Annotated in this window: 16 protein-coding genes; 8 read left to right on the forward strand and 8 right to left on the reverse strand. The window is 45.4% G+C overall.

Annotation, left to right across the window (positions count from 1 at the left end; all coding sequences use genetic code 11):
* The 3 genes from ACYOR7_RS13700 to ACYOR7_RS13710 all read left to right on the forward strand — a co-directional run.
* A partial coding sequence (locus tag ACYOR7_RS13700) for an Ig-like domain-containing protein (protein ID WP_479914286.1) occupies positions 1-807 on the forward strand: 807 nt, incomplete at its 5' end.
* 264 nt (positions 808-1,071) lie between these two features.
* Positions 1,072-1,902: a hypothetical protein gene (locus tag ACYOR7_RS13705; protein WP_479914287.1), complete on the forward strand. Its 831-nt coding sequence runs from the start codon at positions 1,072-1,074 to the stop codon at positions 1,900-1,902.
* 763 nt (positions 1,903-2,665) lie between these two features.
* Positions 2,666-3,202 (forward strand): hypothetical protein, encoded by a 537-nt coding sequence (locus tag ACYOR7_RS13710; RefSeq protein ID WP_479914288.1) that lies wholly within the window; start codon positions 2,666-2,668, stop codon positions 3,200-3,202.
* Positions 3,203-4,043: 841 nt separating this feature from the next.
* Here ACYOR7_RS13710 and ACYOR7_RS13715 read toward each other — a convergent pair.
* The 3 genes from ACYOR7_RS13715 to ACYOR7_RS13725 all read right to left on the reverse strand — a co-directional run bounded on the left by ACYOR7_RS13715 (position 4,044) and on the right by ACYOR7_RS13725 (position 5,663).
* Entirely contained in the window at positions 4,044-4,439 is a 396-nt protein-coding gene (locus ACYOR7_RS13715) for a response regulator (RefSeq protein WP_479914289.1), read from the reverse strand.
* A gap of 98 nt (positions 4,440-4,537) precedes the next feature.
* Positions 4,538-4,948 (reverse strand): response regulator, encoded by a 411-nt coding sequence (locus ACYOR7_RS13720; RefSeq protein WP_479914290.1) that lies wholly within the window; start codon positions 4,946-4,948, stop codon positions 4,538-4,540.
* Between the two features lie 394 nt (positions 4,949-5,342).
* A complete protein-coding gene (locus ACYOR7_RS13725; RefSeq protein ID WP_479914291.1) occupies positions 5,343-5,663 on the reverse strand; it encodes a hypothetical protein in 321 nt (106 codons plus the stop codon).
* A 543-nt stretch (positions 5,664-6,206) separates the two neighbouring features.
* Here ACYOR7_RS13725 and ACYOR7_RS13730 point away from each other — a divergent pair.
* The gene (locus tag ACYOR7_RS13730) at positions 6,207-6,884 is read left to right on the forward strand and encodes an AIM24 family protein (RefSeq protein ID WP_479914292.1); all 678 of its coding nucleotides are present in this window, start codon (positions 6,207-6,209) and stop codon (positions 6,882-6,884) included.
* 38 nt (positions 6,885-6,922) lie between these two features.
* On the opposite strand, the gene ACYOR7_RS13735 is transcribed toward ACYOR7_RS13730, so the two are convergent.
* Positions 6,923-9,379 (reverse strand): sensor histidine kinase, encoded by a 2,457-nt coding sequence (locus ACYOR7_RS13735; RefSeq protein ID WP_479914293.1) that lies wholly within the window; start codon positions 9,377-9,379, stop codon positions 6,923-6,925.
* Between the two features lie 39 nt (positions 9,380-9,418).
* On the opposite strand from ACYOR7_RS13735, the gene ACYOR7_RS13740 reads away from it, so the two are divergent.
* From ACYOR7_RS13740 to ACYOR7_RS13755, 4 genes are all read left to right on the forward strand, one after another.
* On the forward strand, positions 9,419-10,387 hold the full coding sequence (locus tag ACYOR7_RS13740) for a hypothetical protein (protein WP_479914294.1): 969 nt from the start codon (positions 9,419-9,421) through the stop codon (positions 10,385-10,387).
* Positions 10,388-10,704: 317 nt separating this feature from the next.
* The gene (locus ACYOR7_RS13745; RefSeq protein ID WP_479914295.1) at positions 10,705-11,379 is read left to right on the forward strand and encodes a hypothetical protein; all 675 of its coding nucleotides are present in this window, start codon (positions 10,705-10,707) and stop codon (positions 11,377-11,379) included.
* 2 nt (positions 11,380-11,381) lie between these two features.
* Complete coding sequence (locus ACYOR7_RS13750) at positions 11,382-12,107, forward strand: hypothetical protein (protein WP_479914296.1); 726 nt, start codon at positions 11,382-11,384, stop codon at positions 12,105-12,107.
* A gap of 214 nt (positions 12,108-12,321) precedes the next feature.
* On the forward strand, positions 12,322-12,558 hold the full coding sequence (locus ACYOR7_RS13755) for a DUF4242 domain-containing protein (RefSeq protein WP_479914297.1): 237 nt from the start codon (positions 12,322-12,324) through the stop codon (positions 12,556-12,558).
* Between the two features lie 659 nt (positions 12,559-13,217).
* On the opposite strand, the gene ACYOR7_RS13760 is transcribed toward ACYOR7_RS13755, so the two are convergent.
* From ACYOR7_RS13760 to ACYOR7_RS13775, 4 genes are all read right to left on the reverse strand, one after another.
* Positions 13,218-13,388 carry a hypothetical protein gene (locus ACYOR7_RS13760; RefSeq protein ID WP_479914298.1) on the reverse strand — a complete coding sequence of 57 codons (171 nt, stop codon included), beginning with the start codon at positions 13,386-13,388 and terminating at the stop codon, positions 13,218-13,220.
* Positions 13,389-14,238: 850 nt separating this feature from the next.
* Positions 14,239-15,162 (reverse strand): mechanosensitive ion channel family protein, encoded by a 924-nt coding sequence (locus ACYOR7_RS13765; RefSeq protein ID WP_479914299.1) that lies wholly within the window; start codon positions 15,160-15,162, stop codon positions 14,239-14,241.
* 552 nt (positions 15,163-15,714) lie between these two features.
* Positions 15,715-16,500 carry a hypothetical protein gene (locus tag ACYOR7_RS13770; RefSeq protein ID WP_479914300.1) on the reverse strand — a complete coding sequence of 262 codons (786 nt, stop codon included), beginning with the start codon at positions 16,498-16,500 and terminating at the stop codon, positions 15,715-15,717.
* Positions 16,501-16,700: 200 nt separating this feature from the next.
* Positions 16,701-18,122: a multicopper oxidase domain-containing protein gene (locus ACYOR7_RS13775; RefSeq protein WP_479914301.1), complete on the reverse strand. Its 1,422-nt coding sequence runs from the start codon at positions 18,120-18,122 to the stop codon at positions 16,701-16,703.
* Positions 18,123-18,595: the final 473 nt, after the last annotated feature.

The raw sequence follows: 18,595 nt of genomic DNA on the forward strand, positions 1-18,595 counted from the left end.
GGCAACGGAAACCTTTCTGCCGATAGTCAAAGCGTAGTAATCGACGAGAATTCGTCTGTGGAAATTACTCTGACAGGCTCTGGGCCAAATGGCTTCACCTATGAAATCGCAACGAGTCCAACACACGGAACACTGACAGGAACGGCTCCTAACATGATGTATACGCCCGATGCAGACTACTTTGGTACAGACTCGTTTACCTTCCACACACACAAGGGTGGAAACGACTCGCCAGATGCAACCGTAAACATCACCGTTAACGAAGTTATAGTTGACCCACCGCTGCCGACGACGAGTTGTGATGAAGGATATCACCTTGAGGCCGAAATATGCGTTCCCGATGTCATAGAGCCGCCAGTGCTTACCTGTGATGAAGGATATCATGTAGATAACAATTCGTGTGTCCTTGATCATGATGAGGAGGATCCATCGAACACCATCACCTGCGACGAGGGCTATCATCTAGAGAACAATACATGCATGGTAGACCAAACAGAAGAACAAAATAGTGATGGCAACGGTTCGTCCGATAATGGAAATGGCAACAACGAGCAACCTCAGACAGGTAGTTCCCACCACAACTGGGATGTCGCTATAAAATTTGCAGAACGAACGGAGAACATGGATTTCACACAGGTTCCAGAGAGCACGTCCGGACTTACTCTCTATCAAGCAATTAACGGGCCACTTGGCTTTAACTTCATGGACCTATTGAAGTCATTTGAGCTAAAGGATCTGAAAACATCAGACCTGACTCAGGGACAGATGGTGTGGCTATTGGAGCACTTTGACGAGCTGATGAAGTAATCACAGATGCGCTGGAGATTACCTCCTCTCCTTTTTATTTTCAACCTGGCCATCGTCTGAACCGTCCGCTTTTTTAAAACGGGATAATCGAAAAGTGATTCCTCAAATGGTTCCAGCTCCGATCGGTCATTACCTGCGACGACGGTGTGATTGAGAAATATTCCCGCTTGCAGCAACAGTAAGTTTTAACTACTGTCAACGTAGGCAGAGATTTAAATATAGATTTATAGATAGATTTAAATCTACTAGGATACAAGGGTTGTTATGAAGAACCAACTGATGGCGATGAATTGGCAGTCGAATAATTCCAAAACTGGTAACTCGTCTAATGCCAGAGAGGCTCTCCTATCTGAGCTAGGAGCCCTAGGTGTAAATACCGACGCCATCAGTTATGCTACTACAAGTCAGCTTTCCGGTCTCTGCCAAGGACTCAACAAAATAATAAAAGAAAACTATGTGCCAAAGAGCGGCCTCAGAAGAAAGGCAGAGGCCACGTTTCTTTCTACAATAACTTTGATGGCAACGATAATTTCAATAACCCTAACTGCCAATCTCACTACGCCTGTATCGGCGTACGGCGCCACAGGTCAAAGGGACCGACTTGTCATCTTTCTAGGGTACTCTGATAAAGAGGTAGCAAAGTGGCAGCGTCTGTATGATAGGTCATTTACAGACCTTCCAACTGAGTTTGCACCTCTCATAAAAAACCAAAATGTCAAGCTTGTGGCGGCACCACATACGAAAGACCTGCTTGGTGCCTATACCTCACTTTTGCCACAGCTTCGAAAAGACAACCCGACCGGTGTCTTTGTGTTCGTGGTCAAGCCAACGCAGGTCCGGGACTTTAGAATGGTAGCCTCTATGATGTATGGCGGAAGTTCGGATGTCTGGAAAGCACAAGGCGCGGCGGCAATCGACAAGGGCTTCGCAGTAGTGTTAGAAAATGAAGGACTGATAAGCACGGTGCAGCATGAAATGATGCACCTTATCGACTGCGGGACATGGCATAATGATGACTTTGGCGGCCCGCTTCCTAATGGTGAGATAAGGAAGTATCCCGGAGCTGCCTCTCTGACTTGGTGCAACGTCTCGTAGCTAAGCTCGCCATAACACGGCAATCTCGTCTGCCTTTTTGCTTGACTGCAATAGCTTGACATGCCACCCGCGCTCCCATGAAGATAGGCTTCTCTCAGAGGCGTGCAGAGGGAGCGCGGGTAGATGTGCTCGCTTCTTTTTTCTTACGAGAGATATTTGCAAGAAAATCAAGGTAAATATTCTCTGGGTAGTCAGAACTTAGAACGTCATCATAGCCTTAATGTCCCTATGAGTTCTAAATAAATGGCTTCTGAAGTGAGAAACAATATTTGCTCCCTGCCGGTGCTGCTCTCTCCCAATGCCAGAGCCAACAAATCGCAGGTATAGAATTATCATCCTATGCTGCTACCAATTTGTTTATCAATCATGCCCTTACCTGTCATGAGGGGATTGCAGTAGTTTGACTTGCAAAGGAATATGCATCCGTCACAAAGCTCAAAAGCCAGTCGGTGCGGGAAGATATGCAACAGGACAGAAGCGCTGCCAGATCTGTGAATTATTTATGAAGTGGGATGGGTTGTGGTGCCCATGCTGCGGGTACAGGCTTAGGACAAAGCCGAGAAATCTGAAGTACAAGGCAAAGCTGCGCGCCAAGACAAAGAATCAAAATAAAGTTATGCCAAAAAGTATGCCCGATAGGGTACCCCTCTTGATGAACTAGGGACCCTGAGGGACCCTTACTACTGGCTAGCCATGGCTACCTGTGAAGGCCACTAACTGCTCTTCTATAATGTATTTATGAAAGATGCTTATTAGATTCTTGATGCTGAGTAAAATATCAGTCTTGATCATTATTTCCGCCATCGCCGTATTCGTTCTTTTTCCAAACCTCTGTAGCATTGCTCTTGGCCAATCTGGCTCTGATAGCCAGAGTGGTCCTGCCGCGCCACAAGGCATATCGCTAAAACTTAAGGGAACAAGCAGCGGCGGATCGTACTTGGCAGAGGTTACTTGGTCTCCAGCTGAGCCGGGACAGAACAACAGCTTTTACGTGTCTATCTATGATTCCAATCACAAATGGCTACCGTCCGCGTTGTACAACTTCACCATCGACGGAGAAACAGAAGCAAAGAGGACGGGTGAAAATGCAAGCGAGACAACTAGGATATTCAGATATCAGTTTGCGCAACAAGGTGCTTACAGCATAGTTCTAAGCGACATCAACGGCTCTGGGGAATCTATCCAGATTCCAATTCAGGTAAATCCAGAGTTTCCCACATCTGCGGTTCTCGCATTGGCAAGTGTTATTGGGACAGTCGTCATTGTTGGAAGGACAAATATATTCAAACAAAACTACTAGAGACTACCCTTCACTGCCCGTTTCCCGTGAGAAAAGCTCAACTGTTACGCTCTTTGAAACTCTATGATCAGGCCTGTTTTAGTGCCTGCTGCCTCTATAGTACAGCATTCATTATTTTCAACGGGCAGCGATTCCAATGTCATGTTACATAAAGGACAGTTAGGAATCCTCTTTGCGCTGTCCAAGAGTGATGATATCCAATAGCATGAATTGCACAATAGCAAGGTAGTTTTACGATCTTTAGCCTGCATCATAGGGAACTAAAGGCAAGAAGGCAGACATATAAAAATATACTGTAATCTATGTATATCGTGCTCTCTCATATCGAACGATTGCTCTTGCTATCCTCCAATACGCTTCGGAGGGGCTCGCTATCCACTCGCTGATAGGAACCTATGCTGGTACCCATCTCTCCAAGCCTCAATACACATATCGTAGAGACCTGTGATGTACTTGTCATTCGATCGCAATCCCTCTGTTGCCGCCCTCTGCCTCAATGTTGCGACAAGTGTACCGGATAATATGGCCTTGTTTATTTCAATCAAGTTAGCGTTTTTATCAAAGAACTATCTGGCGCTTTTGCGTAACGCTTTCTCATGCTCTTGGCAAGACAAATCAAGAAACGCCCTCTTTTGCATTTTACAGAACTACAACTTCTTAATCTCTGTTATATTTGAGATTTTCATTTACAATACTCTGCATTATTGATTGGTATTGATATCGCGCTGATCACTCAGTCTGGGTCGCCCTCATGCTCATCATTTGTCGCGCCTTCTTCTTTTTGGCTCTTGCGCGTCATCATTTTGGGCGTTTCCTGCATTCGCATTTCCAAGATTCGCTCTTACTCTGTGACTGCTTTCTTCACATCCTTTTCGGACTGAAGGAGAGAACGAAGTACGTCACCAAGATTTTCCAATTCAAATGGCTTTTGCATGACCTCAACTTTATCCAATCCAGTATAATCGCCTACGCCTCTGCCATACGCTGTTATCATAAGAATAATTTGATGGGGGTTGATTGCAAGGATTTCCAAAGCCGCTGCCCTGCCATCCATTCTTGGCATTCTATAATCAAGAATCACGATATCAAAGGCCTCATTATTCTGGTTGGCTAGTCGATACTGTTCTAGGCACTCTATCCCATCCCGCGTTGTAATAACGTCAAAGCCCTCTCCCTCAAGAAAGATTTTATACATTAAAAGGATGTTTTTCTCATCCTCGGCTATCAAAACCTTCAATTCGTTATATAGAACCGGTGAACAAGCAACTATAAAAGTTAGCTATAACCAGATTAATCGACGGTCACATTTTTTACTTAAAGCCGCTGGCCCTTCATTTAGTATCTGCCGCTTGCAGAGGAATTTGATGCCTTCTTTTTCTTCTCTGCGAACCGGCCAAGCAGGCCAGTCAAGTCTGCAAGCTCAAAAGGTTTTTGCAAAATTGTCACGGATCTTTCTATTTCGAAGGAGGATTCGATGAGCTCTTTTACGTATGCCGTCACTATGACGATATTTTGGGTAGGTTCATGCTGCAAGATTTTGAGGGCCACTTCGCGTCCATCCATTTTAGGAATGCGATAATCAAGAATTATAACATCATAGCCCCTTTTTTCCTGCAACGAGAGCAAGTATTGCTGCAGGCATTCTTCACCATCAGTAGTAGCGGTGACATCGTGGCCTTCATCTTGCAATAGCCTCTTGTATAGAAGCAGGATGTTTGGTTCGTCCTCAACTACGAGTATTCGCATGACGGTCGGCTTTTTTATTGGGATTGCGAAGGGATCTTAAGAAGATTTCTATGATTCTCAGCTCATCATAGTTTTCTGAACAACTATCTGGTTCGTTTATGCTTTTGATGGCAAGGAAGCGCAGCAATAATTACTCCTTGTGTTTCCTAAACTGATCCTCTTATCGATTTTTCCCATCTCCGTTGCCTCCTGCTCTCGCATAATTGCGCACAAGAATTACTGTTGTTCCAACTTGTTTAGGTTGCCCTGCAACTGTAGTAGTAGTAGTTGTGCCAGGCATATAGAAAGAACCTTGCGCTTGGGTAAAGTAGTCGGTCATCGTGTTAGAGTTGATTGTACCGTTGCTATTGCACCTTTTGCACGTCGCGTAGATATTCTCAGAACACTTCGCCCATTAGGTTATATCCAGCTTCCTGCGGGAGCTGATGGAAATGTCAACGAGTTCAAAAAGGTTTGTAAACCTCCATCCGAGCCCTTTCTTTTCCGGAACCTTGTTCATTTCCTGACGGACCGCGTCTTCAAACACGGAAAAATCGCGGTTGAACCTGCCAACCTTTGAAGCCAGCCTGAAGTCGATATCCTCAATTAATCGCTCAATGCTCAGCTTTTGCTCCACGCTTTCTGTTTTTGCCAAGTATGTAAGCAGCCTCTCCCCCCCCCCCCTCTGCGCCTCCAGCCTCGCAATCTGCTTGGCAGAGTACTCATCGCAGTTCATGTTAAGAAACTCCTTGCCAAATCGCGATATTGCAGTCGGATGTCGTTGCTGATGGTGTTTCTGTCAACGCTATTCATTACTTGCTTTAGAGCCTCCCCGTAGAGAGTTTTTTGTCAAAACTTGCTTTTAGTTCAGAGTACCTGGAGATGATATCGGGGAGCAGCTCTGAAGAGACAACGTTGTTTTTCAAGAGATCATTTAACACCAACAGAGCGTCTTTGGCTATGGGATAACTTGAGCATAGAGGATGTTGCTTATCGTTTTTTCTATCCGAAAGGGTCTTTGCATTTCGCATCGGATTTTTGTGCTCAGCGAGGCGATTCATATTTTTAGAGCCGCAATAACTGGAATATCTGCAGTTTTGTACTCAAAAAAAATACACCAAAATAACTGACCAGAAATAGGTCAGCTTGCAACTGACGCCGTACAGAGATAGTTCATCAAGACAAGTTTCTTTAGTATATTCCGAGGAAGGAATTTTGGGAAAACATATTGTTGAATCTTCTTAAGTGACCACTACAATTGGCTTATCGGTAGTTATTCTTGAAGTTAATTGAAACAAAACATGAGCTGACTTTTGATGGAATGGAGATGACCATAGAAGGAGAATTGGTGCCCGTCGCGACAGTGAACATGACATCGTCATCCAAACCAATATTCTTCGAGCATCACATTCTGTTGTGGCGGGAGCCCACTGTTGACATTACAGCACGGATCTTGAAGGGGATAGGGAAACGCATGCTGGCAGGACTCCCTGTTGTCGTTACACAGGCTCAAGGCGATGGCCGAATCTCGTTTTCTCGGGACGCGGCCGGACAACTTGTGTTCCTAGAACTATCTGCAGGGGAGGAGTTGCATGTAAGAGAGCATCAGTTTCTCTTTGCTACTAATGATGTAGAATATTCGTTTTTCAGAGTAAAAGGTATCTCCAACTTGGTGTTTGGCGGCACCGGTTTTTTCATCGACTCCTTCAAAGGACCCGGACTTTTGGCACTTCATGGTTATGGCAATGTCTTGGAGAGGGAGCTTGCGACTGGCGAGCAGATAGATGTTGAGCCTGGCGCATTTCTTTACAAGCAGGCCTCCGTTAAAATGGATACGGTAAAACTTGGCATTAAGACAGGTCTGCTTGGCGGCACCAATATTTTCCTGAATAGATTTACTGGGCCGGGAAAGATTGGAATCCAATCTATGACGTTCCACCTCTATACAGGGGAGTAAGGACCTTCAAAAGCGGCTTACATCGCTAATATGTGGAGTTATAGCGGAAGCAATATTCTGAATGAAGCACCCCGATGTTGCTCCTGGCCGTCATTATCCTTATTACTATTATTGTAAGCCGAGATTTGTCCGCCATGCGCCTCGACAATGGCCTTGCTAATGTACAGACCTAGTCCTGTTCCGTGCTTGTTCAAGCTATTGACATCCTTTGTGACAAACTTTCCAAACAATTTGGGCATTATTTCCCTTGGAATGCCCGGCCCGGTATCACTAATTACAATTTCTACGAATGATCGCGATGGCAATGACGCCGCCGATGAGGATGGTGATTGAGAAACCGTGGCACCCGCTGCCTTATCCCTGAAACTCGCATCACCTAAGATCGAAGGCGTCAAGGCAGGAGTGACTGTGCTTTTACGTATGGTTACCGTACCTCCCCCCATTGTAAACTTTATTGCATTTTGAATAATGTTGTTCATCACCTGAGAGATACGGAGAGCATCAATACTCATTTCAGTATCTTCATCGATATTGATAACGATGTTTGGCATTTGTGCTGTCGTGTCATTATTATTATTGGGAACCTTGGCAGCAACAGATTCGGTTGCTACTGTTCCGTTCTTTTCTATATTTGTCACTTGGTAGGGCCTCACTATCTCCCGGATCAAGCTTCCAATTCTTACCTTTTGTTTATTCAAAACTAGATTGTTAGAATCAATTCTGCTTACCTCAAGAATGTCTGCAGAAAGTTGCCTTAGTCTCTGCGCCTGTCTAAGTATCACATCGATGGCTTCGTCCTTCTCTACATCACCATATTTTGCCATCTCCGCGTACAGAATGATGGGTTGAATTGGGTTCTTTAGTTCGTGCGATGCTATACCAATGAATTGCGTTTTCAAAGCATCTAGATGTCTCAGCTCTTCATTTGCCTTCTCAAGCTGCTGCTTTTGCGCCACAATGGTCTCATTTGATTTGGTGATCTCTTTGGTCTTTTCCCTCACCTGCCTGTCCAAATTGATGTTGTGACTGATAAACGAGGCTATGATGACCGTAAGAACGGCAGTAGCCGTGAGGATTGAAAACATCTGGATTCTACCCTGAAAGAGTATCGGTTCCACCTTGGCGTAAAAATCGGAAGTGGCCGACTCAAATATCAACATGTATTGTGGCTTGCCATAGTAATAAACCGGAAAGCCGCTTATCAGAAATTCCCCGTCTGCATTCTTGAAGACTACGTCTCCCCCCGAAGCCTTGAATCTGTCGCTTGCTATCACTGACTTTGGATCATCGCCGCTCTGAATCTCTTTGATGTCATCTCCAAATGAAGCGCCATTAGGATGCAGATGGCCAGTGTCAATGTTGCTTCTATCGCTATCGCTATTACTATTATTGGTTGTTGACGTTGTTGTGGTCATTACATACGTTAGCTGATTGCTGTCTAGCAAAGCAACTTCTTTGGAGGCAGAATTGATTACAGAATCATAATCTTCTGTCAGGTACCTTGCCGGTAGTGTCAGCACTAACATTCCAGCGTAGCTGCTGTCATTGCCTGCATCAAAAAGCGGCTGCGCAAATGATATCACTTTGGATCCCCCTTTGTTTTGATCATTGTTTTCGTCGTTAGTACTGTTATCAACTACACCTCCCGTTTCTGGAGTTGTTGCCTCTGCATTATCCTTGATATCTGCTGCCTCAAAAGAACCAGAGAACTTTGGCATGTGAAATTTCTGAACGTCCTTTGCCCAGCTGTATTCTAGAGTTCCGCCGGCTTTGAACAATGGCTCATTTGTATTTTTGGTGGGGCCGCCTCGGTTGTTACCTTCATCGCCATCAATATTAGCAACTTTGCTTTCTACAACCTTATTTTCCCTGTCAACAATTGTTATTTCAACGGGGCCATTGATACCTAGGCTGCCGTTGTTGTTATTATTTTTGTTGCTGCTATCTCCGTCCATTGTTCCTAATGCCATCGCCAATCCATTTTCTACAGAATTGAAAAGCTCATTCCTAATTTCCTCATTGTTGTCCAAATCTGAGAGGGTAGTCGTCAGCCGCGGTGTTGTTCCAGTCGCTGATGGTGACGATGGAAGCGCCAAAATCCTGCTGCCCGTAGTACTGCTATCAATGCGACCCATGATGCCTTCTATGGTATTGAATTTTAGGCTAGTAATCTTGGCAAGATTTTGTACAGTTGCAAATTGCTCTTCTCTACTTGAGGAAAAAACTTCTCCAAGTGTTGCAAATTCACTCGTAATCTGAAATAGAAAAAACAGGACATAGGACGCTATGATTATGGATATCACCACGGCTGTACCTACTTTCTCCTTCTCTAGGGAGCGGAATGGTTCCAAAAGAGGAAGATGAAAACGGCGATTATGCGAAGCTTTGTTGTCCTCTAATGTCCTTACCGCTACGGACCTTTCTTCTCTCTTTTCCCTAGCACGATCATCATCTTCTTCGCTATTTTCGCTCTTTCTTGGGTATTTAGAGGACATTTTTCCTACTTTTTCTAAAGGTTAGAACAGGTATGGTATATGCTTGCTTATAAGATATTAATTTATAGTTGTTCCTTACTAGGAAATATTACACGCCCGGAGATATCAATGCTCCCTGATCTTGCGGTTGCAAAGTTGCTGGCTGCTCCACTTAGAGTGCCTTGGGCAAGGCATCTATTGCTTGTTATCGGATTCTCAATTGCAATTGTTTTGCTAATTACTTCGGCGCAGGGAGAAACACAGGTCTTATTCCAGAATGATACCCTGGTGGTGACTTCTGCCGGCGCGTTTGCTCTCGCTCTGTTTATTTCGCACAATTTTGCGTTCCCTTCATATCGCAAGACCTTCGTAATGTTGATGATTGGCCTTGGATTATGGTGCGCGGCAGAAATAACATGGGCCTATTATGTCCAAGTCTTGCAAGTTGAGGTTCCGTTTCCGTCAGCAGCAGACTTGTTTTATCTTTCTGGATATTTTTTTGTCGGCTATTTTCTGTTACGTATAGTCCGACGACTGGTCAGCGCAAACAAGAGAAATGTGCTTGTCATAAGCACAATATCCGTTTCAATAGTGGCCAGCATAGTTAACATCTTTATCCTTGACTTGGTGCACGAGTCCTTTTCGGTCACATCTATGACTCTAGAAGAGTTGGCGACTTTAGCCCTTAGCGTTGCGTATCCTATCCTTGACGGGTTGCTTCTTATTCCGTCAATGATCATCTTGTATGAATCAAGGGGGAATAAAGGCCAGTACTTCTCATGGATTATGATGTCCATTGGCATGCTTTTGCTTGGAATTGGAGATACTGGTTTTGGATATACGGCGCTAAAGAATATAGAGGCGCTCGCGAATGAAGCCATGTGGGACATCATTTTTGCGTTATCGTATGTCTTTATCATTGGCTCCCTATTGCATGAATTAACTTCTCTAAGAAAGAAGGAAGACGACCTATTCTACAATTATTTCAACCAGGCTGATAACGGTGACTACAATAAGAATCCCGCCTAACAAGTCATCTGATTTTTTTGCTGCGGCTCCATGATATCCGGCGGTTGCTGCCTCGGCAGAGCTCCCACAACTACTCCTCTCTGTCCTAATTCTGAATTACATGGCCTGTACGTGACTTTGATGTGCCCGTCGTTGACGAGCGATACTAAAAAGAATGTCTTGTACAAATTACCGCTGCTCGAGATCTCTTAGTTATCACCAGTAGAGAAAGAGAACCGCTAAGCACACGCTAGTTCATCCGGGGAATGTACCAATCCCTTTTTTCCTCTCGTCTTCTCTCTGTTGCCTTGATGCAATTTTCGAAGAGGCATCTAACAATGACGAAAAGCAAAAGACGACTGTCGGCTGTCGCCTTGGGGTTAGCAATGGCGGCGATTGGCATGTTCGCCTACAGCAATGGATATGGTGGAACTGTTTTTGCCAGCCATAGTTTTGAAGCAGGCGTAAGTGGAAACAACATCCCTGACAATACGCATGTCAGGCTGGATGGTCTTTCACTCCCTGCTGGCGGAGTTCTACCAGTGTACGATGCAAGTCCAAACTTTGTCGCAGGTCATCTGCTCATAAGGTCACCATGCGATCCGGAAACACACGTACCAACTGTAACCGTAATTGCGGGCCACATCGACGAAAGTGCACATGGAACATTCGTAGACAAGGTACCTTTGTACTACATCTCTCATGCGTCAGGACCAAACAGCAATAACTGTGTCTTCCACGCACACATTCCCGACCCACTCAATGGAGGTGCTCCAAGGGTCACGGATATCGCACTGGTGAACTACTCTAATCAGACAATTGACTTTGGTGGAGGAGACATGGTTGACATCAATGTTCAGAGGGTTCTAGGGAACATAGCGGACGCGCCCTATACAACAACTCAGCTGCCTGGCAACCTGACAAACGGCAATCCCGTATTCGATCTCAATGATGACAACGCAGACAATGACGGACTTGGATTCGTGCACAAGGAGCAGGAGGGGGCACAATAAACATGAGTAACAAGAAAAACGCTATCTTTACAGCGACAACAATGGCCGCGTTAATACTCACCGCGGCGGCATTGCCACTTTTCTTGAATCAACAGCAGGCCTTTGCACACGCGCATACAGAGTTGGCAGTCAACAACAGCGAAAACATTGGCGGCGGCACAGAAGAAAAATCTGTTACTATGGTCGTAGGACATACCAGCGAGCCCACGTACGGAGCAGAACCCGGCATACATGATGGCGTGCACAATTTGGAGGTAATGCTAAGCGATGCGGCAACAACGCTTCCGCTAACCAACGCTTCACTCAAAGCTGACAAGTATTACTTCAAAGATATGCAGTCGTTTAACAACGCCACAACAGTTGAAGATGCAGACCAAGTTGTAAAGAACGTCACAATCACAGCAGTGTTTGGAGATCCCGGGCACTATGTGGCAAGACAGGTGATGCAGCCAGGAATTTACGGATACCACATTTACGGAAACATCAGCTACTTTGGCGTTGCAAATGTTCCAGTGGATACTACGGTGTTCTGTAAAGCTGATAATGGAAACACAACCAAGTTCAACAGCGAAGGATGGACAGGCGGATTTGGATGCACGGCGGACATTAAGGACACGGCATTTCCAAGAACAAATCCAATAGTGAATAGTACTGCTGCGGACGATGATAATAGCAGTGCACCGAGTTTGAAGGCACCAGATGCAGGTCCCGGCTCTGAAAGGTCATAAAGCGATTTAGGACAGAGAAAAGAAGGTGCCATACATACGGCATCTGACTTTTCTTCCCTTCTTTTTTTCTTATATTAATACTCGAATTGGATAAACAAAGGAGCAGGACAGAAGATAAACTATCTGTGCATTTGGGATTAGGAGTTGTTGAAAAGCAGGATTGATCAGCCGCTCAGGAAACCCTTTAAAAATCTCATTTGTAGAACTTTACTACATGCCAACCTTTCTGGACTCTCACAAGATGGGCAATGTAACGGAAGAGCAATTAAGACAGGCTATGAAAGCCCCGAAGGATGAGTACGGCGTGACGAACAAGAACATATACTTTAACAAGGCCGAGGACAAGGCTTTCTGTGTTCTAGATGCGCCAGATAAGGAGGCCATTCAGAAGCATCACCAAAAGATTGGCCTTTCATGCGATTCAATCACCGAAGTACAGAGCACGGCTTAGAAGAAAAAACTGCCTTGGATAAGCGCTACAGCTAGCTCATACGCACCCATGACGAGCCACCGAAGCAATATTCTTTAGTTATGCAGCTAAACTTTCATCTTTTATTACGTAAGTGACTCTCTCTCTGAATCGTTCACGCATTATGACTCGCAAAATTCCCTAGGATGCTTTGCCAAGCAAGTGTCAAATTGACCCCGACCTGCGGGCCCCGCCGGGAAAAGCCACAGAAAACCCGACGGGGCATACATGTATGTTGGCACGCAATTATGAGGGATTTTAGTAATAGTTTCAAGTGAATAATTTTAAGGAGTTATGAAAAATCTGATTCCGCAAAATTTAACTCGATTTTTAACCAGTGGTGCCATGGGACGAAGAAGAGATCGGGGCTCATCTCCGCTCTGTGTCCGTAAGTGGTTGCCACCTCTTGTCGACGGAGATGCGCCAGGATTTCCGCATTTTGCATCTGTTTGCTCTGTGTACCTGATGGTTTTATGTTAGTATACTAATCATCCCTTACTCTCAAACACGGGCAGGCTCCGCCGGACATTACTCCCTCGCGCTGGGGTTTATCACATCCGGCGGAGCCATCTAATTCCACGAATTCATCGCTACCAATGTTGGCTACCAGTAGTAACCACAAACAGTAATCTTGAGGTATGTTATTTCAGTATCTCCGAGTTAAGCTGTCTCTCTATTATCTTGGCGTCCCAATGGCCCCTGCTGCTTGCATTTGCCCTAGCTCTTTCAGCTTTGTCTTTAGAATCAAATACACCAAAGATTTCAATCGCTTTGCTATAAGGCGTCGTCAGGTAAACAACCCAGAGGTTCATAATTCCACATTGTCATTAACGCTCGCCTCGTTAAAGTTTCCTATTGGTGAAATGAGATTGGGTGCCCCGATAATCACTACCAGTTGTCGCTACTGATGGTAACAATTACCGAAAGTAGTCTGACATCTATCGAGCTGATCTCTGCCTCGGTATCTTCCAAATACATTTGATTACGCACATACATATTGGACTATTCGAATCTTCTAATAGCTTTGCATCTGTTTGCTCTGTACACTTTACTGTTTTAACATGCAGGGATAGTCATAACACACACAAATACACACCCTCTAAAGCATGGGCGGAGGGGCCCCGCCGACCTTTCCTACATCACGCAGATAGTGCTCACACGGCGGGGCCCTCGATTATTCGAGAGGGATTCTGGACTGGTCAACTGTTGACTTTTATCCTTGCATATGAGAGAGGGAGCCAAGATAGTGTAAAGTCATTAAAATGATATGTACATGATATGGATATGCAAGAATGTAGAGTAGCGACAGAAGCCTACCGAAAAAGGGACAACACTATCCTCTTCTCTGTGAAATGGTGGTCTGCAAATCGAGAGATTGAAAGCCACAAGACGGAATGCAGGTACTGCAAAGAATAGAATGTTAGCGATTCGACGCCTGCAAATAGTTGCAACGTACACTAGACTCTTTTATTTCGTGTCGAGAGAGATCTAGTTAGCCAACCGGTCATTTCACTGGCTCTGCCGGGGAATCCGTTCATACTCCCCACGCTCCATCCCCGGCGGGCTGTTTAGACGCCGACTTGCAACAAACAGGCGGGTGTATTATTATCATTATCTTCTTATTCCAACATGTAATAATTAAGAGACCAACACACACACTTCTCACCCACTCTTTTTCCTCTTTGTTGCTGCTCCCACTTCGTCGCCATCGTCGTCGTCAGTGGCCGTACGAACGCCTGCAAATACCTTGTCGTCTCGTAGATGCACCTCTCTTTGCGGCAGTGGTATCTCTATGCCGTTTCTGTGCAGAGCAAGTTTTAGTCGTTCAACCAACTCTTTCTTTACCGGAAACCATTCTGTGAAAGGCGCCCAGCACCAGGCGTTGATGTTGACTGCCGATTCGCCGATGCTGTCCACGTACACATCGGGCGTAGGTTCGATGAGGACAAGCGGCATGGAAGAGATGGTATTTTTTATTATTTTTATGGCCCGGGCGGGGTCTTCGTCAAGGGCAATTCTTATCTGAATTTCCACTCTTCTTGCAGCGGCGCCAGAAAAGTTGCGTATCTCTGAGGAGAATACCTCTGTGTTTGGCAGCCTGACGTACGTGCCGTCAAACATCCTAAAGCGCGTCGAAAGCGCGGTGACCTCAATTACCACCGCGGCAATGTCTGGCAGCTTGCCTGTGACAAGCACCGGGTCGCCAATCTTCATGGGCTTGTCTATGTACAGAAAGATTCCCGAGATCAGGTTTGAAAACAGGGACTGGGTCGCAAAACCTATTACAATACCGGCTATCCCGCCGGCCAAAAAGATGCCCGACAGGTCAAGCTTTGACATGCCAAGCGCGGACAGTAGGGCTATTGCGATTATCCCATAGTAGACCATGCGCCCAACGCCCTTGCGGGTCTCTGGCGGAAGCCTCGTACCGATGTACTTTGAAGTGAAAGCCTTGGCAAAGTACGCAACACCGACTCCTACGGCGATGATGACTATGGTAAGTATTATCCTGTACGCCTCGACTTCGGTCCCGAACACGTTTATGGTTCCCGGAATTCCAATCAGTTGGTTTGCTACTAGATTCATGTTCGTGTGTGTATATTTTTTCTCTCTAGCTGGCCCGATACCTCGCTGTGATGACGGCTCGAAGTATTATTGTTCTTCTGCGCACTATTATCATATAGTCTTGCTCCGTCCGTCATATCGGAAAACAGCAGAGACCTTCCTATAGAAGTTAGAAATCTATGAAATTACTTAAATGACTTTCTATAATCGCTGGCGTTCAATTCTGGTTTACGCGTCTGTCGCGCCGTAAACAGAATCTTCTACAGCTATGTCGTGTCTGTCTATCTATTTTGCGTATAATCACTAGATTGCATATGCAATTCCTTGTAAACGCGACGCTTATAGCACCAATGATGCGCTTGACCGTTGGGTAATTCAGTTTGCCTGGCTCTGTCCTAACGGAGAGCAAGGCCTTTGGGACAGGGCCGAACATACGCACTCCTTCAAATCAATTCCAGTTGTGAACTATTGAGACGCACCTGAGCGACAGGCGATTATTGCTTCTCCTATACGCATATACACACGTACTACGAATGACTGTGATTCTTTTGTTGTTGTAGTAGTATTATTGCGTCAATCCCCACTAGTAGTTTCTTGCATATTCATCTCTACTCCTACGAGGCGCATGGCAAACGACGCCTTGGTAGTATTGAAAATTATCTGGTCGTAGCTTTTTCCATCCTGCGGCAATAGTTCCTGCAAGACGGCGGAAAACATGCCCTTGTAATATAGCGACCAATTCTGTCCCATGTTGTGATGAATCATGACAAAGACCGAGGGTTCAGGGTTGGCTTCCTGCTTGACCAGCAACTCAAACCCTAAAACTTTGCACCTCAGCTCAATCCATTTCATAAAGCTCGTTAGATTATAGCCGGACTCAAATAGCAAGAAATCCCTTATGGTCTGATCCTTTTGCATCCTGCCTATCTCTTCAATTTCTTCTGAAGTTAGTCTCTCAAGCATGGTCAAGATCATGCTCTTGTGCAGGGGCATGAATCCTAGTCTTTCTTGAAAGCGTCCCCATGAAGTGTACTTTCTCAAGACAGTGATTATGAACGAGTTGACGCTTATGTCATCCTTGGCGGCTTCTTCTCTCAGAGATTCCAGCAGGTTGAACGGAATGCGCAGCAATAGCGGCCTGCTTTTGCTGGCTGGCGAGATTTTCTGCTGCTGTTTTTGTTGCCATCCCTTCTTCTGCTCTGGCTGGCGTCTTGCAGAATACTTATTGTTGCTATTATTATTACTATTGTTATTTTCCTTGTTATTGCTGCGAGTGGCTTCTTTGTCGTTCCTTTTTGATGATGAAGTAATGGTAGCTTTTGCATCTTTTGATGATGATAGTGGTGTCGTTGTCGTCACAATCATTGCAAGACTCTGAACGAGATGATAATACTTGTGAATACAGAGCAATCATGCGCAAATGAATGGAATTGAATGTCTCTGTAGCGGCTAGTTGGAGTTGTTTATTATGGATGACAGCGGAAAGTCAAGATAGCATAAAAAAAGGGAACGGGAAATTGGAGAGAGGACTTAGCCTCTCCTCTTTCTTCTCTCCTTCCTTACTTCACGTTCACCTTTCCTGTCATCCATGGGTGCAGGGAACAGTAGTAGTCGTACGTCCCTTGTTCTGCGAATGTGTGCTCAAATGTCTTCTTTGGGGAGATAAGCTCTGATGTAAATACGCCTTCTGTCTTGCTGGCAACTACGTGGAACGTGTTGTCATCATTCTTCCAAGTTACTGTGGTTCCTGCATTTACGGTAGTGCTGGCAGGTTCAAAGCTCATGTTGTTGTCAGCTGCGGCGCCCTTGGGCATAACCACTGTGTTGGCCTGTACAGTCGCGTTGCCTGTTCCATTATTATCTTCTTTGCTGTTGTTGCTGCCGCCATCTTTTGCTCCCATCTCGTGTCCAGCGTGATGGGACTCTGGTGATGTTGATGCTTCTTCCGCTACTATGCTTGGTGTTCCCGATGGGTCTTGCTTTTGCAGCTTTCTGGTAAGGTCTTCCTGCCATCCAATCATGCTGATTGATTTTGTTTTGGCAATGTCTACGCCGTCCACTGCACCTGCAGGAGCGTTTGTGACGTTAAAGTATGCCATCGTACCTTTTTCTTCTGGCAAGCCATGAAGGTGGAATAGGTATCTTCCCTCCCAGGGCCACTTGGCCTCAAATATCGCACCGTTGCCTGCCGCCACCTCCCATGTCTGCACCTTCATAGGGTCATTCTGCCAGATTCCTGATGGGTAGGCATCAAAGATGGTGCCATGGATGTGAAAGCCGTATGCCGGCGACGTGCCCATGTCTACATAATATACCCTGACAGTCTCGTTTGTCCTTACTTCCAAGGGATGGTCCCAGTACTGGTCTGCATAGCCGTTAAAGAAGACGTACTCGGGATTGTTTGTCAGCTGGTCCTTGGTGTCATATTCGCCTGACACCACCACATATTCCCTGGCTGGCGAAAGACCTTCCTTGGGATCGACTATCAGCGCGCCATAAAGCCCCATGCGTATGTGCTGCGTGACTGGCATCACATGGCAGTGGTACATCAAAGCTCCCGGAGGGCCTGCAATAAAGTCATACGTATATGTCCCTCCCGGCTCGACTACTTGAAAGACTCCATCGTCCTTTTCGTCATGGTCGCCGTGGAGATGAATCGTATGAGACATTGGAGTTTTGTTTATGAAGTGAAGGATGACCCTGTCTCCTTCGGTGGCCCGGAGAACAGGCCCCGGTATTGTTCCATTATATGTCCAAGCCTTGACCCTGACTCCAGACGCTATCTCAAGCGTCGTTTCTTCTCCAACCAGAGTGTACTCGACAGTTTTTGGAGAGGCGACTCCCTGCAAAGAAGAAGCATTCTTTGCTCCTTCTTCCTGCGCAGAACTCTGAAGTACTTCGGAATTGCCTGGCTGCAGAATAAAATACCCGCCAACACCCGTCAACGTCACCGATGCCGCTATTGCAACGGCAAGAGTCATAATAGGAAATCTCGTCGTCATCAAAGAAAATTTTCTCGATGTTGGCATTTAGCAAGGACGTTTATTCTGCAAGTGATGCTGGCGTACTGATTACATGTGATATCAGTATGAAGCATGAGCAAAATGCCTATACACATACACACGTGCGTGCATAGTAGTATATTGATGTGTGAATTTGACAGGATTACTATTAGTAGTAGTAATTGTGATCAAGAGTCGATTATTGTAGGCGTCGAAGTATCAAGCGACTGGACGTCACATAATGATGATGATGATGACAAATAGTATGTGTTAAATATGCCTAAGGGTTTAGAGGCGACTAAGTAAGTAATCCATCTATATCCTGCCATTCAGATGATGAGAATCGAGCTAAAAGAGATTTTTAAAGATGAAGAAAATTGTAAATATCCTATCATGGTCAACTTTCCAATCTAGTTTCAAGTTTCTGAATATTTCCTATCTTCAAAAATGGT

This window comes from Candidatus Nitrososphaera sp. 86-2 (assembly GCF_056726185.1).

What these genes read in the sequence shown, in the direction of transcription:
- ACYOR7_RS13755 (WP_479914297.1), top strand. Translation starts at nt 12,322, where the DNA reads ATGCCAACCTTTCTGGACTCTCACAAGATGGGCAATGTAACGGAAGAG.
- ACYOR7_RS13735 (WP_479914293.1), bottom strand. Translation starts at nt 9,379, where the DNA reads ATGTCCTCTAAATACCCAAGAAAGAGCGAAAATAGCGAAGAAGATGAT.
- ACYOR7_RS13725 (WP_479914291.1), bottom strand. Translation starts at nt 5,663, where the DNA reads ATGAACTGCGATGAGTACTCTGCCAAGCAGATTGCGAGGCTGGAGGCG.
- ACYOR7_RS13705 (WP_479914287.1), top strand. Translation starts at nt 1,072, where the DNA reads ATGAAGAACCAACTGATGGCGATGAATTGGCAGTCGAATAATTCCAAA.
- ACYOR7_RS13740 (WP_479914294.1), top strand. Translation starts at nt 9,419, where the DNA reads ATGCTTGCTTATAAGATATTAATTTATAGTTGTTCCTTACTAGGAAAT.
- ACYOR7_RS13765 (WP_479914299.1), bottom strand. Translation starts at nt 15,162, where the DNA reads ATGAATCTAGTAGCAAACCAACTGATTGGAATTCCGGGAACCATAAAC.
- ACYOR7_RS13745 (WP_479914295.1), top strand. Translation starts at nt 10,705, where the DNA reads ATGACGAAAAGCAAAAGACGACTGTCGGCTGTCGCCTTGGGGTTAGCA.
- ACYOR7_RS13710 (WP_479914288.1), top strand. Translation starts at nt 2,666, where the DNA reads ATGCTGAGTAAAATATCAGTCTTGATCATTATTTCCGCCATCGCCGTA.
- ACYOR7_RS13720 (WP_479914290.1), bottom strand. Translation starts at nt 4,948, where the DNA reads ATGCGAATACTCGTAGTTGAGGACGAACCAAACATCCTGCTTCTATAC.
- ACYOR7_RS13760 (WP_479914298.1), bottom strand. Translation starts at nt 13,388, where the DNA reads ATGAACCTCTGGGTTGTTTACCTGACGACGCCTTATAGCAAAGCGATT.
- ACYOR7_RS13775 (WP_479914301.1), bottom strand. Translation starts at nt 18,122, where the DNA reads ATGACTCTTGCCGTTGCAATAGCGGCATCGGTGACGTTGACGGGTGTT.
- ACYOR7_RS13750 (WP_479914296.1), top strand. Translation starts at nt 11,382, where the DNA reads ATGAGTAACAAGAAAAACGCTATCTTTACAGCGACAACAATGGCCGCG.